Annotated in this window: 16 protein-coding genes and 3 tRNA genes; 2 read left to right on the top strand and 17 right to left on the bottom strand. The window is 58.1% G+C overall.

Translation table 11 applies throughout. The annotated features are described in order from the left end of the window. Nucleotides 1-50: 50 nt before the first annotated feature. A complete protein-coding gene (gene nadC, locus ABTV87_RS04040; RefSeq protein ID WP_007953729.1) occupies nt 51-899 on the top strand; it encodes a carboxylating nicotinate-nucleotide diphosphorylase in 849 nt (282 codons plus the stop codon). A 50-nt stretch (nt 900-949) separates the two neighbouring features. On the opposite strand, the gene ABTV87_RS04035 is transcribed toward nadC, so the two are convergent. The 17 genes from ABTV87_RS04035 to rlmE form a co-directional block, all read right to left on the bottom strand. Then, nucleotides 950-1,249 carry a DUF6388 family protein gene (locus ABTV87_RS04035; protein ID WP_127796895.1) on the bottom strand — a complete coding sequence of 100 codons (300 nt, stop codon included), beginning with the start codon at nt 1,247-1,249 and terminating at the stop codon, nt 950-952. Nucleotides 1,250-1,499: 250 nt separating this feature from the next. Continuing rightward, nucleotides 1,500-1,575, bottom strand: a tRNA-Thr gene (locus tag ABTV87_RS04030). A gap of 128 nt (nt 1,576-1,703) precedes the next feature. After that, a complete protein-coding gene (gene pnp, locus ABTV87_RS04025; protein ID WP_007953735.1) occupies nt 1,704-3,809 on the bottom strand; it encodes a polyribonucleotide nucleotidyltransferase in 2,106 nt (701 codons plus the stop codon). Between the two features lie 194 nt (nt 3,810-4,003). Next, a complete protein-coding gene (gene rpsO / locus ABTV87_RS04020; protein ID WP_011332409.1) occupies nt 4,004-4,273 on the bottom strand; it encodes a 30S ribosomal protein S15 in 270 nt (89 codons plus the stop codon). A gap of 141 nt (nt 4,274-4,414) precedes the next feature. Then, nucleotides 4,415-5,332, bottom strand: coding sequence for a tRNA pseudouridine(55) synthase TruB (gene truB / locus ABTV87_RS04015; protein WP_375745389.1), 918 nt, complete (start codon nt 5,330-5,332; stop codon nt 4,415-4,417). Between the two features lie 4 nt (nt 5,333-5,336). After that, entirely contained in the window at nt 5,337-5,738 is a 402-nt protein-coding gene (gene rbfA, locus ABTV87_RS04010; protein WP_007953741.1) for a 30S ribosome-binding factor RbfA, read from the bottom strand. 159 nt (nt 5,739-5,897) lie between these two features. Beyond that, nucleotides 5,898-8,414 carry a translation initiation factor IF-2 gene (gene infB / locus ABTV87_RS04005; protein ID WP_007953742.1) on the bottom strand — a complete coding sequence of 839 codons (2,517 nt, stop codon included), beginning with the start codon at nt 8,412-8,414 and terminating at the stop codon, nt 5,898-5,900. A gap of 27 nt (nt 8,415-8,441) precedes the next feature. Next, nucleotides 8,442-9,923 carry a transcription termination factor NusA gene (gene nusA / locus ABTV87_RS04000; protein WP_003221546.1) on the bottom strand — a complete coding sequence of 494 codons (1,482 nt, stop codon included), beginning with the start codon at nt 9,921-9,923 and terminating at the stop codon, nt 8,442-8,444. A gap of 47 nt (nt 9,924-9,970) precedes the next feature. Beyond that, nucleotides 9,971-10,429 carry a ribosome maturation factor RimP gene (rimP, locus tag ABTV87_RS03995; protein WP_039769696.1) on the bottom strand — a complete coding sequence of 153 codons (459 nt, stop codon included), beginning with the start codon at nt 10,427-10,429 and terminating at the stop codon, nt 9,971-9,973. A gap of 138 nt (nt 10,430-10,567) precedes the next feature. Continuing rightward, a tRNA-Met gene (locus ABTV87_RS03990) sits at nt 10,568-10,644 on the bottom strand. 97 nt (nt 10,645-10,741) lie between these two features. Continuing rightward, nucleotides 10,742-10,827 (bottom strand) — tRNA-Leu (locus ABTV87_RS03985). A 22-nt stretch (nt 10,828-10,849) separates the two neighbouring features. Then, entirely contained in the window at nt 10,850-11,233 is a 384-nt protein-coding gene (secG, locus tag ABTV87_RS03980) for a preprotein translocase subunit SecG (protein WP_011332406.1), read from the bottom strand. 4 nt (nt 11,234-11,237) lie between these two features. Beyond that, nucleotides 11,238-11,993, bottom strand: coding sequence for a triose-phosphate isomerase (tpiA, locus tag ABTV87_RS03975; RefSeq protein ID WP_007953744.1), 756 nt, complete (start codon nt 11,991-11,993; stop codon nt 11,238-11,240). A gap of 65 nt (nt 11,994-12,058) precedes the next feature. Further along, nucleotides 12,059-13,396, bottom strand: a complete 1,338-nt coding sequence (glmM, locus tag ABTV87_RS03970; protein WP_007953745.1) for a phosphoglucosamine mutase — start codon at nt 13,394-13,396, stop codon at nt 12,059-12,061. A gap of 16 nt (nt 13,397-13,412) precedes the next feature. Next, nucleotides 13,413-14,264 carry a dihydropteroate synthase gene (gene folP / locus ABTV87_RS03965; RefSeq protein WP_045121717.1) on the bottom strand — a complete coding sequence of 284 codons (852 nt, stop codon included), beginning with the start codon at nt 14,262-14,264 and terminating at the stop codon, nt 13,413-13,415. An 8-nt stretch (nt 14,265-14,272) separates the two neighbouring features. Further along, complete coding sequence (gene ftsH, locus ABTV87_RS03960; protein WP_011332403.1) at nt 14,273-16,180, bottom strand: ATP-dependent zinc metalloprotease FtsH; 1,908 nt, start codon at nt 16,178-16,180, stop codon at nt 14,273-14,275. Between the two features lie 202 nt (nt 16,181-16,382). Then, a complete protein-coding gene (gene rlmE / locus ABTV87_RS03955; protein ID WP_007953751.1) occupies nt 16,383-17,012 on the bottom strand; it encodes a 23S rRNA (uridine(2552)-2'-O)-methyltransferase RlmE in 630 nt (209 codons plus the stop codon). A 101-nt stretch (nt 17,013-17,113) separates the two neighbouring features. Between rlmE and ABTV87_RS03950 the strand changes: the two genes are divergently transcribed. After that, entirely contained in the window at nt 17,114-17,422 is a 309-nt protein-coding gene (locus tag ABTV87_RS03950; RefSeq protein ID WP_007953753.1) for a YhbY family RNA-binding protein, read from the top strand. Nucleotides 17,423-17,426 lie beyond the last annotated feature (4 nt).

The raw sequence follows: 17,426 nt of genomic DNA, 5'->3' as shown, positions 1-17,426 counted from the left end.
GGCCGACGCCATGCCCCTATAATCGGGCCACTTAGTTTGTGGAGCCCGTTATGCCGAATCTACGTCTCGCCGATTTGACCGCCGAAATCGAAGCCAACGTGCGCCGTGCGTTGCTCGAAGACATCGGCAGCGGCGACATCACCGCGCAACTGATCCCGGCCGAACGCCTGGCCAAAGCCACCATCATCACCCGCGACGCCGCCGTCATCAGTGGCACGGCCTGGGTCGATGCGGTGTTTCGCCAGCTCGATCCACGGGTGGCGGTGCATTGGCAGGTGCGCGATGGCGAACGGGTTTCGCCGAACCAGCCGCTGTTTCATCTGGAAGGCCCTGCCCGTTCACTGCTGACCGGTGAGCGCAGCGCCCTGAACTTCCTGCAATTGCTGTCGGGCGTGGCGACCCGCGCACAGTACCTGGCGGACTTCGTTGCCGAGACTTCGGTGAAACTGCTCGACACCCGCAAGACCCTGCCGGGCCTGCGTCTGGCGCAGAAATACGCGGTCACCTGCGGCGGTTGCCATAACCATCGCATCGGTCTGTACGACGCGTTCCTGATCAAGGAAAACCACATTGCCGCCAGCGGTGGCATCCCGCAGGCCATTGCCGCTGCACACAAGATCGCCCCGGGCAAGCCGGTGGAAATCGAAGTGGAAAGCCTGGAAGAGCTGAAAGAAGCGCTGGCCGCCGGTGCCGACATCATCATGCTCGACGAACTGAGCCTCGATGACATGCGCGAGGCCGTGCGCCTGAACGGCGGCAAGGCAAAACTGGAAGCCAGTGGCGGCATCAACGAAAGCACGCTGCTGCCGATCGCACAGACCGGGGTGGATTACATTTCGATCGGCGCGATGACCAAGGATGTGAAGGCCGTGGACCTGTCGATGCGCCTGAGCATCTGAGCCGACCACGCAATAAAAAACGCCAGCCTTTCGAGGCTGGCGTTTTTGTTTCAGACCACCAGATTGTTCATCTCGCAGTATTCATCCCACTCGACGCCCAACACTTCGGCCGCTTCCTTGTGCAGTTCCAGACGCTTGGCCTCGAACTCCTCAGGCGTGCTGGTGTACTTGAGGGTCAACTCCCAAGGTTGCAGGCCCTGGGCTTCGGCTTCGTCTTCGAACGCCCACTGGATCTGGTCTTTCTGATCATCGGGACTCAGGTCCTTGATCTCTTCCTTCAGATCCGGAACATCCAGGATGTATTTTCTAAGCGCTTCTTCGTGACGTTGCTCTTGAGTTAATTCGGTCATGGCGTTCTCGCTGATCATAGGAATGGAGGATGGATCTGGATCATCAAGGATCTCTCTGACGCGGACTGTCCGGCCTTCGGAACCATTCGGGATCATCTGAAAACTGCTGGGCGATGCTCATGCAGACTACGAATATAGGACGTTTGGCGAGCGAATTACACGGGACTTTACATCTCTCGCACAAAAAGTTGACCGGGGGAACATAAAACCGGATTTCGAGGGGGGGAGCAGGAAGAAGGGAAAAGCGAAGTGGTGCCCGAGACAGGAATCGAACCTGCGACCTTCGCGTTACGAGTGCGCTGCTCTACCGGCTGAGCTACACGGGCGGTGGGCTAAACCTAGCACTGGTCTTGCAGGTCGGCAACTTCGTCGAATGACTCGATATTTCACGGACAAAAAAATGCCCCGCCGTTTTCATGGCGGGGCATTTTATTGCGCTAAAGCGGCGGGGTGATTAAACGCCCGAAGCCTTGGCAGCTGCCACGTCTTTGATGGACAGCTTGATACGGCCGCGGTTGTCCACGTCCAGTACCAGCACTTCCACTTCCTGGCCTTCTTTCAGGATGTCGGTCACTTTCTCTACGCGAGCGTCGCTCAGCATCGAGATGTGAACCAGACCGTCCTTGCCCGGCAGGATGTTGACGAATGCGCCGAAGTCGACGATGCGCTCAACCTTGCCGACGTAGATCTTGCCGATCTCGGCCTCTGCGGTGATGCCCAGAACGCGCTGACGTGCTGCTTCAGCCGCTTCCTTGGTTTCGCCGAAGATCTTGATCGAACCGTCGTCTTCGATGTCGATCGAAGCCTTGGTTTCTTCGCAGATCGCACGGATGGTCGCGCCACCTTTACCGATAACGTCACGGATCTTGTCGGTGTCGATCTTCATCGCGATCATGGTCGGAGCGTTGGCCGACAGTTCGGTACGCGACTGGCCGATGATCTGGTTCATCTGGCCGAGGATGTTCAGGCGCGCTTCCAGGGCTTGGCCCAGAGCGATTTCCATGATCTCTTCGGTGATGCCCTTGATCTTGATGTCCATCTGCAGCGCGGTCACGCCTTTGGCGGTACCGGCTACTTTGAAGTCCATATCGCCCAGGTGGTCTTCGTCACCCAGGATGTCGGTCAGGACGGCGAACTTCTCGCCTTCTTTAACCAGACCCATGGCGATACCGGCAACCGGTGCCTTCATCGGAACACCAGCGTCCATCAGGGCCAGGGAAGCGCCGCAAACGGAAGCCATCGAGCTCGAACCGTTGGATTCGGTGATTTCCGATACCACACGGATGGTGTAAGGGAACACGTCAGCGGCTGGCAGCATGGCCGAAACCGAACGACGGGCCAGACGGCCGTGACCGATTTCGCGACGACCGGCGCCACCCATGCGACCACACTCGCCCACCGAGAACGGAGGGAAGTTGTAGTGCAGCATGAACGGGTCTTTTTTCTCGCCTTCCAGAGTGTCCAGCAGTTGTGCATCACGGGCGGTGCCCAGCGTTGCAACGACCAGAGCCTGGGTTTCGCCACGGGTGAACAGTGCCGAACCGTGGGTCTTCGGCAGAACGCCGACTTCGATGTTCAGCGGACGTACGGTGCGGGTGTCGCGACCGTCGATACGTGGCTTGCCGTTAACGATGTTTTCGCGAACGGTGCGGTATTCGATTTCGCCGAAAGCAGCTTTGACGTCGGAAGCCGAAGGTTGGCCTTCTTCACCGGACAGCTTGGCAACAACCTGGTCACGCAGCTCGCCCAGACGCGCATAACGGTCGGCCTTGATGGTGATGGTGTAAGCCTGGGAAATCGCTTCGCCGAACTCGGAACGGATAGCAGCCAGCAGCTCGGTGGCTTCTGGAGCAGGTGCCCAGGTCCAGGTTGGCTTGGCCGCTTCGGCAGCCAGTTCTTTAACGGCATTGATTACGACCTGGAACTCGTCGTGAGCAAACAGTACCGCGCCCAGCATCTGGTCTTCGGTCAGCTCTTTGGCTTCCGATTCAACCATCAGCACGGCGTCCGAAGTACCGGCAACAACCATGTCCAGGCTCGAGGCAGCTTGCTGCTCGTAGGTCGGGTTCAGCAGGTAGCCGGTGCTTTCGTGGAAAGCAACGCGAGCGGCGCCGATCGGGCCGTCGAAAGGAATGCCGGAGATCGCCAGGGCAGCCGAGGTACCGATCATCGCAGCGATGTCCGGATCGGTCTTCTTGCTGGTGGAAACGACGGTGCAGACAACCTGCACTTCGTTCATGAAACCTTCCGGGAACAGCGGACGGATCGGACGGTCGATCAGTCGGGAAGTCAGGGTTTCTTTCTCGGAAGGACGGCCTTCACGCTTGAAGAAACCGCCAGGGATCTTACCGGCAGCGTAAGTCTTTTCCTGGTAGTGAACGGACAGAGGGAAGAAGCCCTTGCCCGGATCGGCTTGCTTGGCACCGACTACGGTCACCAATACGCTGACGTCGTCGTCAACGGTGACCAATACTGCGCCGGAGGCCTGACGGGCGATACGGCCAGTCTCGAGGGTAACGGTCGACTGACCGAACTGGAATTTTTTGATTACCGGGTTCACGGTGTCCTACCTTCTTTGTGGCTCTTGGGGGAACTGGTTTCTTGCGAAATTCTTGGGCAATGTCGGGAATCGGCCCAACGCCTGTCCAGGGTAAAACGTGTATCCAGATAAAACTTGAGGCTGGGAGCCTGCCGGACGCCGGCGGAAACCCGCTGACGTCTGACAGACAACCAACCTCATAGCGCAATCGCTGATTAGCGACGCAGACCCAGGCGAGCGATCAGAGCGCTGTAACGGCTCACGTCCTTGCCTTTCAGGTAGTCCAGCAGCTTGCGACGCTGGTTAACCATGCGGATCAGACCACGACGGGAGTGGTGGTCTTTACCGTTGGCCTTGAAGTGACCTTGCAGTTTGTTGATGTTGGCGGTCAGCAGTGCAACTTGCACTTCTGGCGAACCAGTGTCACCAACAGCTTGCTGGTAGTCGGCAACGATTTGAGCTTTTTCTTGAACGTCGAGAGCCATGAGGCAATCCTTTTATCAGGAAACTGTTTCAAAAACAGTTTCAACAGGCCAGGGACAAATCCCTGTATCTATAAATGAGTAGTGACCGTGCCTGTTGACAGCCACACTCGCCGGCCTGCTGTTACACAGACCGGTTTCCGGTCATTCTGACCGAATCAGTCGACGCGGCGCGATGCGCCCGTCTTCGCTCACTTCACCGATACCGATGAAGCGACCGTTGTGATCCTGTACCCGCACCATGCCAAACTTCGGAGCATCCGGGGCACGTACCGGCTGGCCGTTGAGCCAGTAGAACGCGCTCGCTTCCGAGAACTGCAGCAACGGCCAATCCTGCAGGCCGCTGTCCGATGGCATCAGGAAGCGGTCGACCGCTTCGTTGCCGCCTTCGGCATGTACCGCTTCCAGCTCTTCGAGGGTCACGGTCTGCGCCAGGGTGAAAGGCCCGGCCTGGGTACGACGCAGTTCAGCGACGTACGCACCACAACCGAGTTGCTCACCGATATCCTCCACCAGGGTGCGAATATAGGTGCCCTTGCTGCAATCCACCGCAAGACGCGCAGTATCGCCTTCGAAGGCCAGCAATTCCAAGCGCGCAATAGTAACAGAACGCGGTTCGCGCTCCACTACTTCGCCTGCACGGGCCAACTTGTACAGCGGCTGGCCATCACGCTTGAGAGCGGAGTACATCGGCGGTATCTGACTGATTTGTCCACGAAATTTCGGCAGAGCCGCTTCAATGTCGGCCTGACCAACGGTCACCGGACGCTCCTGCAAAACCTCACCTTCGGCGTCCGCCGTGGTGGTGGTCTTGCCCAGTTGCGCCAGGGTTTCGTAACCCTTGTCGGAATCGAGCAGGTACTGCGAGAACTTGGTCGCCTCGCCAAAGCACAGCGGCAGAACGCCGGTGGCCAGTGGGTCGAGACTGCCGGTGTGACCGGCCTTCTCGGCGTTGAGCAACCAGCGAACCTTCTGCAACGCGGCGTTGGAGGTGAACCCCAGCGGCTTGTCGAGCAGGATGATGCCGCTGACGTTACGACGGATACGTTTGACCTGAGCCACCGAGTTACTCCTTGGTGTCTTCGGGTTCTGCCGCAGCCACGTGCTGATTGTCCTCAGCCACGGCGCGCTCGATCAGGGCCGACAGGTGCGCACCACGCACGACGCTTTCGTCGTAGTGGAAGTGCAATTGCGGCACGCTGCGCAGCTTCATTTCGCGGGCCAGCTGCATGCGCAGGAAACCGGCAGCTGCATTGAGCACCTTGATGCTTTGCGCGATGTCTTCAGCATTGTCCTGCCCCATCACAGTGATGAAGATCTTCGCGTGACCGACGTCACGGCTGACTTCCACAGCGGTAATGGTGACCAGGCCGACGCGCGGGTCTTTGACTTCACGACGGATCAGTTGGGCCAGCTCACGCTGCATCTGATCGCCGATACGTTGGGTACGGCTGTATTCTTTTGCCATGATTTGTTACCTGTTACTGCCCCGCGGTGAAACCCGCAAGGTCTGAAAGCGGCAAACGCCCGGCCTGACAAAAGCCAGACCGGGCGTTGCGTTTAGAGTCCTGACGCCGTGCCGCGCACTTGCATGCGGCGGCCCGACGTGGCCCTTGAAGTGCGCGAGTCAGAGGCTGCGAGCAACCTGAACCTTCTCGAAGACTTCGATCTTGTCGCCGACTTTGACGTCGTTGTAGCTCTTCACGCCGATACCGCATTCCATGCCGGCACGTACTTCGGAAGCGTCATCCTTGAAGCGGCGCAGGGATTCCAGCTCGCCTTCGAAGATAACGATGTCTTCACGCAGTACACGGATCGGACGGTTACGGTGAACAGTACCCTCGATCACCATGCAGCCGGCGATGGCGCCGAACTTAGGCGAACGGAATACGTCACGGACTTCGGCCACACCGAGGATGTTCTCGCGAACATCGCTGCCAAGCATACCGGTCAGGGCTTTCTTGACGTCTTCGATGATGTCGTAGATCACGTTGTAGTAACGCATGTCCAGACCTTCCTGCTCGACGATCTTCCGTGCGCCGGCATCGGCACGCACGTTGAAGCCAAACAGTACAGCGTTAGAAGCCAGTGCCAGGTTGGCATCGGATTCGGTGATACCACCGACGCCGCCACCGACCACGCGCACTTGCACTTCGTCGTTGCCCAGGCCGTTCAGAGCGCCCTGCAAGGCTTCCAGCGAACCACGGACGTCGGATTTGAGGACGATGTTGAGCGTCTTCTTCTCTTCCTGACCCATGCTTTCGAAGATGTTTTCCAGCTTGCCGGCGTGAGCGCGAGCCAGTTTGACTTCGCGGAACTTGCCTTGACGGAACAGAGCCACTTCACGGGCTTTCTTCTCGTCGGCAACCACGCTCATCTCGTCGCCGGCGTCAGGCGTACCGTCCAGGCCGAGGATCTCGACCGGAATGGCCGGGCCCGCTTCCTTGATCGGCTTGCCGTTCTCGTCGAGCATGGCGCGCACGCGGCCATAGTTCGAGCCGACCAGCACCATGTCGCCTTGACGCAGCGTACCGTCCTGAACCAGGACAGTCGCCACCGGGCCACGGCCCTTGTCGAGACGCGATTCAACCACAACACCACGGCCAGGGGCCGAAGGAGTGGCGGTCAGTTCGAGAACTTCGGCCTGCAGCAATACAGCTTCGAGCAGTTCGTCGACGCCGGTACCCATCTTCGCGGAGACCGGAACGAATGGAGTGTCGCCACCCCAGTCTTCAGAGGTCACGCCGTGGGCCGACAGTTCGCTACGGATGCGATCGAGATCTGCACCCGGCTTGTCGATCTTGTTCACCGCAACTACCAGCGGAACGCCAGCAGCAACAGCGTGCTGAACAGCTTCGATGGTTTGTGGCATCACACCGTCGTCCGCCGCGACCACCAGGATCACGATGTCGGTCGCCTTGGCACCACGGGCACGCATGGCGGTAAACGCGGCGTGACCAGGGGTGTCGAGGAAGGTGACCATGCCGCGTTCGGTTTCAACGTGGTATGCACCGATGTGCTGGGTGATACCGCCAGCTTCGCCAGCAGCTACCTTGGCACGACGGATGTAGTCGAGCAGCGAGGTCTTACCGTGGTCAACGTGACCCATTACGGTCACAACCGGCGCACGAGGAACCGCTTCACCTTCGAACTTCAGGGACTCGGCCAGGGAATCTTCCAGGGCGGTGTCGCTGACCAGGGTCACTTTGTGGCCCAGTTCTTCGGCTACCAGTTGAGCAGTTTCCTGATCAAGCACCTGGTTGATGGTCGCTGGAGTACCCAGTTTGAACATGAACTTGATGATTTCGGCAGCCTTCACCGACATCTGCTGAGCGAGATCGCCAACAGTGATGGTTTCGCCGATCTTCACTTCACGCACGACAGGACCGGTAGGGCTCTGGAAACCGTGGGCGTTGCGTTTCTTCAGCTTGGCCTTGCCGCGACCGCCGCGACGGAAGCCATCGCTTTCTTCGTCGGTAGTGCGTGGCGCCACACGTGGAGCCGGAGCCTTTTCCTTGACCGATGCGCGATGCGGAGCGTTTTTGCGCTCGCCATCACCACCGCCACGACGGTTGTTGTCGTCGGCACGTGGTTTGTCCGGACGGCGCTGTTCGTCACGCTTGCGAGTGTCGGCAGCTGGGGCAGCAGCCACAACCGGCGCGGCTTCGCGCACAGGTTCGGCCACTGGCGCAGGTGCAGCGACGGCTTCGGCAGGAGCGGACGGCGCAGCAGGCTGGCGACGCGCTTCTTCTTCGGCGCGAACGCGGGCTTCTTCTTCAGCCTTCTGACGGGCAGCATTTTCTACTGCGCGACGTTCATCCAGTTCACGCTTGCGCTCGGCTTCGATTTCTTCCGGGCTACGCTGTACGAAAACTTTCTTCTTGCGGACTTCAACGCTGATGCTTTTGCTGCCAGCCACACGCAGGGTGCTGGTGGTTTTACGCTGCAGCGTGATCTTGCGTGGTTCTTCCACTTTCGCCTTGTGGCTGCTTTTCAAGTGGGTCAGCAGGGATTGCTTCTCACTGTCAGTCACATTTTCTTCGGCGGCGGTGTGCGGCAGACCTGCCTCACGCATCTGCTGCAACAGGCGCTCTACCGGTGTTTTGACCTCATCGGCCAGTTGTTTCACCGTGACTTGCGTCATGCACTTCTCTCCTCAGGCCGCGCCTAATTACTCGAACCAGTGGGCTCGGGCGGCCATGATCAACTTGCCGGCACGATCATCGTCAATGCCGTCGATGTCGAGCAGGTCGTCAATAGACTGCTCGGCCAGGTCTTCGCGGGTAATTACGCCGCGCACCGCCAGTTCCATCGCCAAATCCTTGTCCATACCCTCAAGCGAGAGCAGGTCTTCGGCCGGATGGGCGTCTGCCAGCTTTTCCTCAGTAGCGATGGCTTTGGTCAACAAGCGATCCTTGGCACGAGCGCGAAGCTCGTTGACGATGTCTTCGTCAAAGCCGTCGATGTTGAGCATTTCTTCCAACGGTACGTAGGCAATCTCTTCCAGGCTGGTGAAGCCTTCGTCTACCAGCACCTGAGCCAGTTCTTCGTCGACTTCCAGCTCGTCGATGAAGTTGCGCAGGATGTCGCCGGTTTCCGCTTGCTGCTTAGCCTGGATGTCCGATTCGGTCATCACGTTCAGGGTCCAGCCAGTCAGCTGGCTCGCCAGACGCACGTTCTGACCACCACGACCAATGGCCTGAGCCAGATTGTCTGCGCCAACGGCGATGTCCATGGCGTGGGCATCTTCGTCAACGATGATGGCCGCCACTTCTGCCGGCGACATGGCATTGATCACGAACTGGGCCGGGTTGTCGTCCCACAGGACGATGTCGACACGCTCGCCACCCAACTCGCCCGACACGGCCTGGACGCGCGAACCGCGCATACCGATGCACGCGCCTTGCGGGTCGATGCGTTTGTCCTTGGAGCGGACAGCGATCTTGGCCCGCGAACCCGGATCACGGGATGCGGCCATGACTTCGATCAGGCCTTCAGCGATTTCCGGCACTTCGATACGGAACAGCTCGATCAGCATTTCCGGCGCGGTACGCGACAGGATCAGCTGAGGGCCTCGGTTCTCGGTGCGGATTTCCTTGAGCAGCGCACGCAGACGCACGCCAACACGGAAGGTTTCGCGAGAGATGATGTCTTCACGGGCCAGCAACGCTTCAGCGTTATTACCCAGGTCGACGATCACGTTGTCGCGGGTCACTTTCTTCACGGTGCCGGAGATGATTTCTCCCAGGCGCTCGCGATAAGCGTCAACCACTTGAGCGCGCTCGGCTTCGCGCACTTTCTGCACGATGACCTGCTTGGCGGTCTGCGCAGCGATGCGGCCGAACTCGATGGACTCGATCTTTTCTTCAACGACGTCGCCAACCTTGGCGCCAGGGTGCGTTTCAGCAACCTTGCTCGGCCAGGTTTCGATGGCCGGATCATCGAGATCATTCTCTTCGACGACCGTCCAGCGACGGAAAGTTTCGTAAGAACCGGTGTGGCGGTTGATTTCCACACGCAGATCAACTTCGTCTTCAAAACGCTTTTTGGTAGCAGTGGCCAGAGCCAGCTCCAGCGCTTCAAAAATTACGCTTGCCGGTACACCCTTTTCATTGGATACCGACTCAACAACCAGCAGTACTTCTTTGCTCATCGTACGCCTCGCCTTTCGCAAGCCATTGGATCCGCGGGATCCGCGTCTCAGTCAAAACTGGGAATAATGTTGGCCTTGTCGATCATATCGATCGGCAACAGGAACTCATGGTCATCTACCTGCACCACGACGTCCTGCTCTTCTACACCGCGCAGAAGGCCCTGAAAGTTGCGTCGACCTTCAAAAGGCGAGCGCAGCTTGATCTTCACTTGTTCACCGACATATTTGGCAAACTGCTCAAGAGTGAACAGTGGGCGTTCCATGCCTGGCGAGGAAACTTCAAGGGTGTATTCAACGGAGATCGGATCTTCAACATCCAGCACACCGCTGATCTGACGGCTGACGATGGCGCAATCGTCCACCAGTACGCCGCCTTCCTTATCGATATAAACGCGCAACATTGAGTGGCGACCTTGAGCCGAAAACTCAATACCCCAGCATTCATAGCCTAGGGCCACGACCACCGGGGCCAGCAAGGCCTGCAACTCTTCTAGCTTGCTCGACACCTGAACCCCCTCGTGCATGTATGTGCATGCTATGCAAAATAAAAAAATGGGCGAAACGCCCATCCTTGAAACGCCGTCGAACAGCGGCGTTGAAAGTGTCCAGCTAACAAAAAGCCCCTTAAAAGGGGCTCCTTAAACTGGTTGCGGGGGCCGGATTTGAACCGACGACCTTCGGGTTATGAGCCCGACGAGCTACCAGACTGCTCCACCCCGCGACAAAGCTGGGGCGGAAGTATACGACCGATCCCTTATAGGGTCAATGTAACCTTCCACCTGCAAGAAAGCCCGCAACAGCGGGCTCTCCTGACTAATTGGTACCGAGAAGGGGACTCGAACCCCTACACCCTATGGGCACAACCACCTCAAGGTTGCGTGTCTACCAATTCCACCACCTCGGCAATACTACGTTTGAAACCCTTCTTACTTCTGCTCTTGAGCTGGAGGTACGTCAGTCGCTGGAGTAGCCGACTTTTGCTCTTGAAGCACCGGGACATCATCAGAAGCCGGTTGTTGCTTTGGAACTTCCAACACTGCCGGGTTTGGCAAACCTGCCTGAGTCAGCTGATGAGCCTTCTCTTTAGCAAAATAACCTAACCCCAAGCTGGTTATGAAGAAACCGGCGGCAAGTATAGCAGTAAACTTACTAAGAAAGGTAGAGGAACCTTGGCTTCCGAACACAGTATTTGAAGCACCTGCTCCGAAAGACGCGCCAGCGTCCGCACCCTTACCCTGCTGCAGCAAAACCAGAGCAACTACGCCCAATGCACCCAGCAGATGAAAAACGACTACGACTGTTTCCAGCATTTTTTCAGTTTCCCGCGGCGCGACAAATCGCACCGAACTCATCTGCATTCAGGGAAGCTCCACCAATGAGCCCCCCATCGATATCCGGCATGCCGAACAGTTCGACCGCATTGGCCGCCTTCACGCTGCCGCCGTATAGAAGCCGCACACCTCGTGCCACTTCAGAATTCTCTGCCGCCAACTGCTCGCGAATGGCTTTATGCACATCCTGAGCCTGTTGCGGCGTTGCAGTCAGCCCGGTGCCAATCGCCCAGACCGGCTCGTAAGCGATCACTGCGTTGGCAAAAGCACCGACACCCAGCTCCTCGATGATGCTGCCCAGCTGACGCCCGACAACTTCAAGAGTTTTTCCGGCTTCACGTTGCTCCAGGGTCTCCCCTACACACAACACCGGAATCAAGCCACACGCCTGTGCCGCTGCGAACTTGCGATTCAGCATTCCGTCTCGCTCGCCCATGATCTGGCGGCGCTCGGAGTGCCCGACAAGCACCAGGGAACAACCTGCATCCACCAACTGACTCGGCGCAATCTCGCCCGTCAACGCACCTTGCATGGATTCCACCGCAGAGTTCTGCGCACCGACCGAAATCGATTTGCCTTTCAAGCCATCAATCACTTGATTGATATACAAGCAAGGCGGGAATACCGCGACATCAACACCGCTTGGCAAGGCCAGATGACGAAGGCCGTTGATCAGCTCAGCGACGCTGGCGCGGGTACCGTGCATCTTCCAGTTACCAGCTACCATAGGGCGACGCATGCTGTACCTCGTCGGTCAAAGTGGGCGCAGATGTTACCCAACACAATCATGGCTGGCAAGCCGAATCAGGCAGAAACTTCAGTTACCAGTTTTGCCAGTTCTTCGGCATAGCCACGAACCTGGGTTTCGTCCTCGCCTTCGACCATCACACGCACCAGAGGCTCTGTCCCGGACTTTCGCAAAAGCACACGACCACGACCCGCCATCGCCTCGGTTACACGCTTGCTGGCTTCCTTGACAGCTGGATGTTCAAGCGGACTGTCGCCACCACCGAAACGCACATTGATCAGCACCTGAGGACACTTGCGCAGGGCCTGGCGAGTTTGCGCCAAACCTTCGTTACGGGTTTTCAACGCCATCAAAACCTGCAACGCCGCGATGATCGCATCGCCAGTCGTCGTGTGATTGAAGCAGACAACATGTCCGGAGTTTTCGCCCCCGATCAGCCAATCGCGCTCCAGCAATTCGGCAATCACATAGCGGTCGCCGACATTTGCCCGGACAAAAGGAATCCCCAGATCCGCCAGAGCCAGCTCCAGCCCCAGATTACTCATCAGCGTACCGACCACACCGCCCTGCAACTTGCCTCGCTCATGCAGATCGCGCGCAATAATGAAGATCAGCTCATCGCCGTCAACAATCGCACCCGTGTGATCAACCATCAACACCCGGTCGCCGTCGCCATCGAATGCGATCCCAAGGTCAGCGTGCTCGGACAGCACCGCCGCCTGCAACTGCCCCATATGAGTGGAGCCACAGTTATCGTTGATGTTCAGACCGTTAGGCTGCGCAGACAGCACCACGACTTCGGCGCCCAGCTCGCGAAAAACGCTAGGTGCGACCTTGTAGGTTGCTCCATGCGCACAGTCGATGACAATCTTGAGACCGGCAAAACTGGTGTTGGTCGGTACGCTGCTTTTGCAGAATTCAATATATCGACCGGAAGCATCGTTGATTCGCGAGACCTTGCCGATCTTGCTCGACTCGACGACCGTCATAGGGGTGTCGAGCAGCTCTTCGATCATCAACTCCAACTCATCCGGCAGCTTGGTACCTCTGCCGGAGAAAAACTTGATGCCGTTATCGTCATGCGGGTTGTGCGATGCGCTGATCACGATTCCGGCCTCGGCCTGAAATGTACGCGACAGGTAGGCAATTGCCGGAGTCGGCATCGGGCCCAGCAGCATCACATCGGCACCTGCGGATGTCAGGCCAGCCTCAAGGGCCGATTCGAACATGTAGCCGGAAATCCGCGTGTCCTTCCCGACCAGCACCTTGCAGGCACCCATCTTGCGAAAGGCCATACCGGCAGCCCAGCCGAGCTTGAGCATGAAGTCAGGAGTAATCGGATATTCCCCGACGCGACCACGAATGCCGTCAGTACCAAAATATTTCTTGCTCATAAGTGCTCCATCATTCTTATTCGGCTGATTCCACGGCTGCGAGCATTCGCACCACGTCCACCGTTTCCGCCACATCATGGACGCGCAATATACGCGCACCTTTCACCGACGCCAGTGCAGCCAGTGCCAAACCACCGTATAGACGCTCACCCACCGGGCGATTCAATGCATGACCGATCATGCTTTTGCGCGAAACGCCCACCAACAGTGGCCGCCCCAGCGCATGCAGGGCTTCCATATGCTTGAACAAGCTTAGATTGTGCTGCAGGGTTTTGGCGAAGCCGAAACCCGGATCAAGAATGATCCGCTCGGCCGGAATACCTGCCAACTCACACTGAGCCATGCGTTCGGCAAGAAACTCACCCACTTCCCGGGTGACATCCTGGTAACGCGGATCATCCTGCATGTCGCCAGGCTCGCCGAGCATATGCATCAGGCATACAGGCAACCCGGTGGCAGCAGCAGCATCCAGCGCGCCATCCCGCCGTAGCGAACGAACGTCGTTGATCAAACCGGCACCCAACCGCGCCGTTTCGCGCATGACCGCCGGAGTGGACGTATCGACCGATATGACCACATCCAGTTCGCGGTTGATCAGCTCGACGACGGGAGCGACACGCTCCAGCTCCTCCAATGGAGAAACCGCCCGCGCGCCGGGCCGGGTTGACTCCCCGCCCACATCGATCAGCGTTGCACCCGCCGCAACCATGGCTTCGGCATGACGCAAGGCCGCATCGAGCTGGCTGTATCGGCCACCGTCGGAAAAAGAATCGGGAGTGACATTGAGAATGCCCATGACATGCGTCCGGGCCAAATCAAGAACCCGGTTGCCGCAAGGCAACCGGGTCAGGGACTGTACAGAAGTCATTTCAAACCTTAAACGTCGGCAGCCGGGCCGCCAATCGGTGTTTCCGGACGCTCGCCCTGAATGACAGGAGGCGTGCCAGTACCGGTACCGCCCGACCAGTCGCGAGGCTCGCGAGGTGTACGACCGGCCATGATGTCGTCGATCTGCTCGGCATCGATCGTCTCGTACTTCATCAGGGCATCCGCCATCGCATCGAGCTTGTCGCGATTGTCCGTAAGGATCTGCTTGGCGGTGCCGTAGCACTGATCGATGATGCTGCGTACTTCGGAATCGATCAGCTTGGCTGTCTCACCGGAGAAGCTGGCATTCTGACCGCCACCACCGCGACCGAGGAATACTTCACCCTCTTCTTCGGCGTACATCAACGGACCGAGTTTTTCCGACAGGCCCCACTTGGTCACCATGTTCCGCGCAATCTGACTCGCACGCATGATGTCGTTGGAGGCACCAGTCGTCACACCATCAAAGCCCAAAGTCATTTCTTCGGCAATGCGGCCGCCGTACAGCGAGCAGATCTGACTGATCAGCGCACGCTTGGACAGGCTGTAGCGATCTTCTTCCGGCAGGAACATGGTCACACCCAGCGCACGACCGCGCGGGATAATCGACACCTTGTAGACCGGATCATGCTCGGGCACGACGCGACCAACAATGGCGTGGCCAGCCTCGTGATAAGCGGTGTTCTGCTTTTCCTTCTCGGACATGACCATGGATTTGCGCTCGGCGCCCATCATGATCTTGTCTTTGGCCAGTTCGAATTCCTTCATTTCGACGATTCGCTTGCCGGCACGGGCAGCGAACAGCGAAGCCTCGTTGACCAGGTTCGCCAGATCGGCACCGGAGAAGCCCGGAGTACCACGCGCGATAACGGCCGGAGCAACATCGTCACCCATTGGCACCTTACGCATGTGAACCTTGAGGATCTGCTCGCGACCACGGATGTCTGGCAAGCCGACCACCACCTGACGGTCGAAACGCCCCGGACGCAGCAGAGCCGGGTCCAGTACATCAGGACGGTTGGTTGCGGCGATGACGATGATGCCGTCATTCATTTCGAAACCGTCCATCTCAACCAGCAACTGGTTGAGAGTCTGTTCGCGCTCGTCGTGACCGCCACCCATGCCGGCGCCACGATGGCGACCAACGGCGTCGATCTCGTCGATGAAGATGATGCATGGAGCGTGTTTCTTGGCCTGTTCGAACATGTCACGAACGCGGCTGGCACCGACACCGACAAACATTTCGACGAAGTCGGAACCGGAAATGGTGAAGAACGGCACCTTGGCTTCGCCGGCAATCGCCTTGGCCAGCAAGGTTTTACCGGTACCCGGAGGACCGACCATCAGCACGCCGCGAGGAATGCGACCGCCCAGACGCTGGAACTTGCCCGGATCACGCAGGAACTCGACCAGCTCGCCCACTTCTTCCTTGGCTTCGTCGCAACCGGCAACGTCAGCCAGGGTGGTTTTCACCTGATCTTCGGACAGCAGACGCGCCTTGCTCTTGCCAAAGCTCATCGGCCCGCCCTTGCCGCCCGCACCGCCCTGCATCTGGCGCATGAAGAACATGAACACCGCGATGATCACCAGGATCGGGAAGCTGGCCACCAGAAGCTGGGTCCAGATGCTTTGCTGTTCAGGCTGCTTGCCTTCGACAACAACGTGGTTGTCGACCAGATCGCCGATCAGGCCATTGTCCTGGATTGCCGGACGAATGGTCTTGAAGCTGTCGCCATCGTTGCGTTTGCCGGTAATCACATAGCCGTCGACGGCCACGCGTTCGACCTTGCCATCCTTGACCTGCTGGATGAAGTCGGAATAGTTGAGGGTCTGCGGCTCGTTAGGGCTGGAGAAGTTGTTCATCACCGTCACCAGGACAGCCGCGATGATCAACCACAGGATCAGATTCTTTGCCATATCGTTCAATTAACTACCCTCTGAAGCAAGCTCCGCTACTGGCGCGCGCTTCGCATGATATTCACCGGCCTAACTTACTACATTACCTACAGCTCTGGCAGGCGCCGTCTGTAACCCTTTGTGAAACACTTTCTACACAATATTCGCTTATGCGCGCGGGGCGAAATACGAAAAACCTATCACCCCGCCAAAAAACCTCGTTTTACTCGCTACGACCGCGGTAGCCCCAAGCCAGCATGTACTGCTCGCGAGAGCTGCCACGAGAGGAGTCCGGCTTGATCATCTGGATCTTGTCGAACTTCTTGCGAGCGTCCTTCAGGTAAACATCGAACCCTTCGCCCTGAAAAATCTTGATCACGAAATTGCCACCCGGCTTGAGTATCCGCTCCGCCAGATCAAGCGCCAGCTCGCAAAGAAACATGGCTTTTGGCATGTCCACTTCAGGCGTACCACTCATATTGGGGGCCATATCGGAAATCACAAGGTCCACCTGCGAATTACCCACAGCCTCAAGGATCTGAGCGAGCACTGCATCCTCGGTGAAGTCACCCTGGATGAAAGTCACGTCCGGAATGCTGTCCATTTCCAGGATGTCCGAGGCGATCAGTCGCCCCTGACCACCGATGAGCCGGCTGGTGACCTGCGACCAGCCGCCAGGCGCCGCGCCGAGGTCGACGACGTTCATGCCCGGACGGATCAGTTTGTATTTCTCCTGGATCTCCAGAAGCTTGTAACTCGCACGCGAGCGGTAGCCATCCTTCTGCGCTTGCTTCACATAGGGATCATTGACATGTCTTTTCAGCCAACCAAGGCTTGTCTTGGAACGCGCCATTGGGCACCTCGTTGATTAGGGTCGTGATTAATTGGGCGGATCCACGAGCCCTCGGGTAAAATGGCCGCCATTTTACAGAATCCAGACGAAAGGGTCAGATTATGCCGCTCACTCCAGAGCAGAAGAAACAGTACAAATCCATTGGCCACCACCTGAAACCAGTTCTGACTGTGGCTGACAACGGTTTGACTGAGGGTGTTTTAGCCGAACTCGAACGCGCATTGGCAGATCACGAGCTGATCAAGATCAAGCTCAACATTCTCGATCGCGAGGCGCGCCTGGCGTCCGTTGCAGAGCTGTGCAAGACCGGCAAGGCCGATCTGGTTCAAGTCATCGGCAAGATGGCACTGATTTACCGCAAGAACTTCAGCGTCAACAAGCAGCTGTCGAACGTCCATCGCTTCAAGTGATGGC

Origin of the sequence: Pseudomonas sp. PSE1(2024), from assembly GCF_050990555.1 — a bacterium.
In the GTDB taxonomy this organism is placed as follows: Bacteria; Pseudomonadota; Gammaproteobacteria; order Pseudomonadales; family Pseudomonadaceae; genus Aquipseudomonas; species Aquipseudomonas aphyarum.
The sequence above is the reverse complement of the archived record's forward strand: the minus strand, read 5'-3'. Positions and strand labels throughout refer to the sequence as shown.

Excerpts from the sequence above, each read along its gene's own strand:
- nadC (WP_007953729.1), top strand. The coding sequence starts at position 51 with ATGCCGAATCTACGTCTCGCCGATTTGACCGCCGAAATCGAAGCCAAC.
- rpsO (WP_011332409.1), bottom strand. The coding sequence starts at position 4,273 with ATGGCTCTCGACGTTCAAGAAAAAGCTCAAATCGTTGCCGACTACCAG.
- ABTV87_RS04035 (WP_127796895.1), bottom strand. The coding sequence starts at position 1,249 with ATGACCGAATTAACTCAAGAGCAACGTCACGAAGAAGCGCTTAGAAAA.
- ABTV87_RS03950 (WP_007953753.1), top strand. The coding sequence starts at position 17,114 with ATGCCGCTCACTCCAGAGCAGAAGAAACAGTACAAATCCATTGGCCAC.
- folP (WP_045121717.1), bottom strand. The coding sequence starts at position 14,264 with ATGACTTCTGTACAGTCCCTGACCCGGTTGCCTTGCGGCAACCGGGTT.
- glmM (WP_007953745.1), bottom strand. The coding sequence starts at position 13,396 with ATGAGCAAGAAATATTTTGGTACTGACGGCATTCGTGGTCGCGTCGGG.
- nusA (WP_003221546.1), bottom strand. The coding sequence starts at position 9,923 with ATGAGCAAAGAAGTACTGCTGGTTGTTGAGTCGGTATCCAATGAAAAG.
- rlmE (WP_007953751.1), bottom strand. The coding sequence starts at position 17,012 with ATGGCGCGTTCCAAGACAAGCCTTGGTTGGCTGAAAAGACATGTCAAT.
- tpiA (WP_007953744.1), bottom strand. The coding sequence starts at position 11,993 with ATGCGTCGCCCTATGGTAGCTGGTAACTGGAAGATGCACGGTACCCGC.
- secG (WP_011332406.1), bottom strand. The coding sequence starts at position 11,233 with ATGCTGGAAACAGTCGTAGTCGTTTTTCATCTGCTGGGTGCATTGGGC.
- rbfA (WP_007953741.1), bottom strand. The coding sequence starts at position 5,738 with ATGGCAAAAGAATACAGCCGTACCCAACGTATCGGCGATCAGATGCAG.
- infB (WP_007953742.1), bottom strand. The coding sequence starts at position 8,414 with ATGACGCAAGTCACGGTGAAACAACTGGCCGATGAGGTCAAAACACCG.
- ftsH (WP_011332403.1), bottom strand. The coding sequence starts at position 16,180 with ATGGCAAAGAATCTGATCCTGTGGTTGATCATCGCGGCTGTCCTGGTG.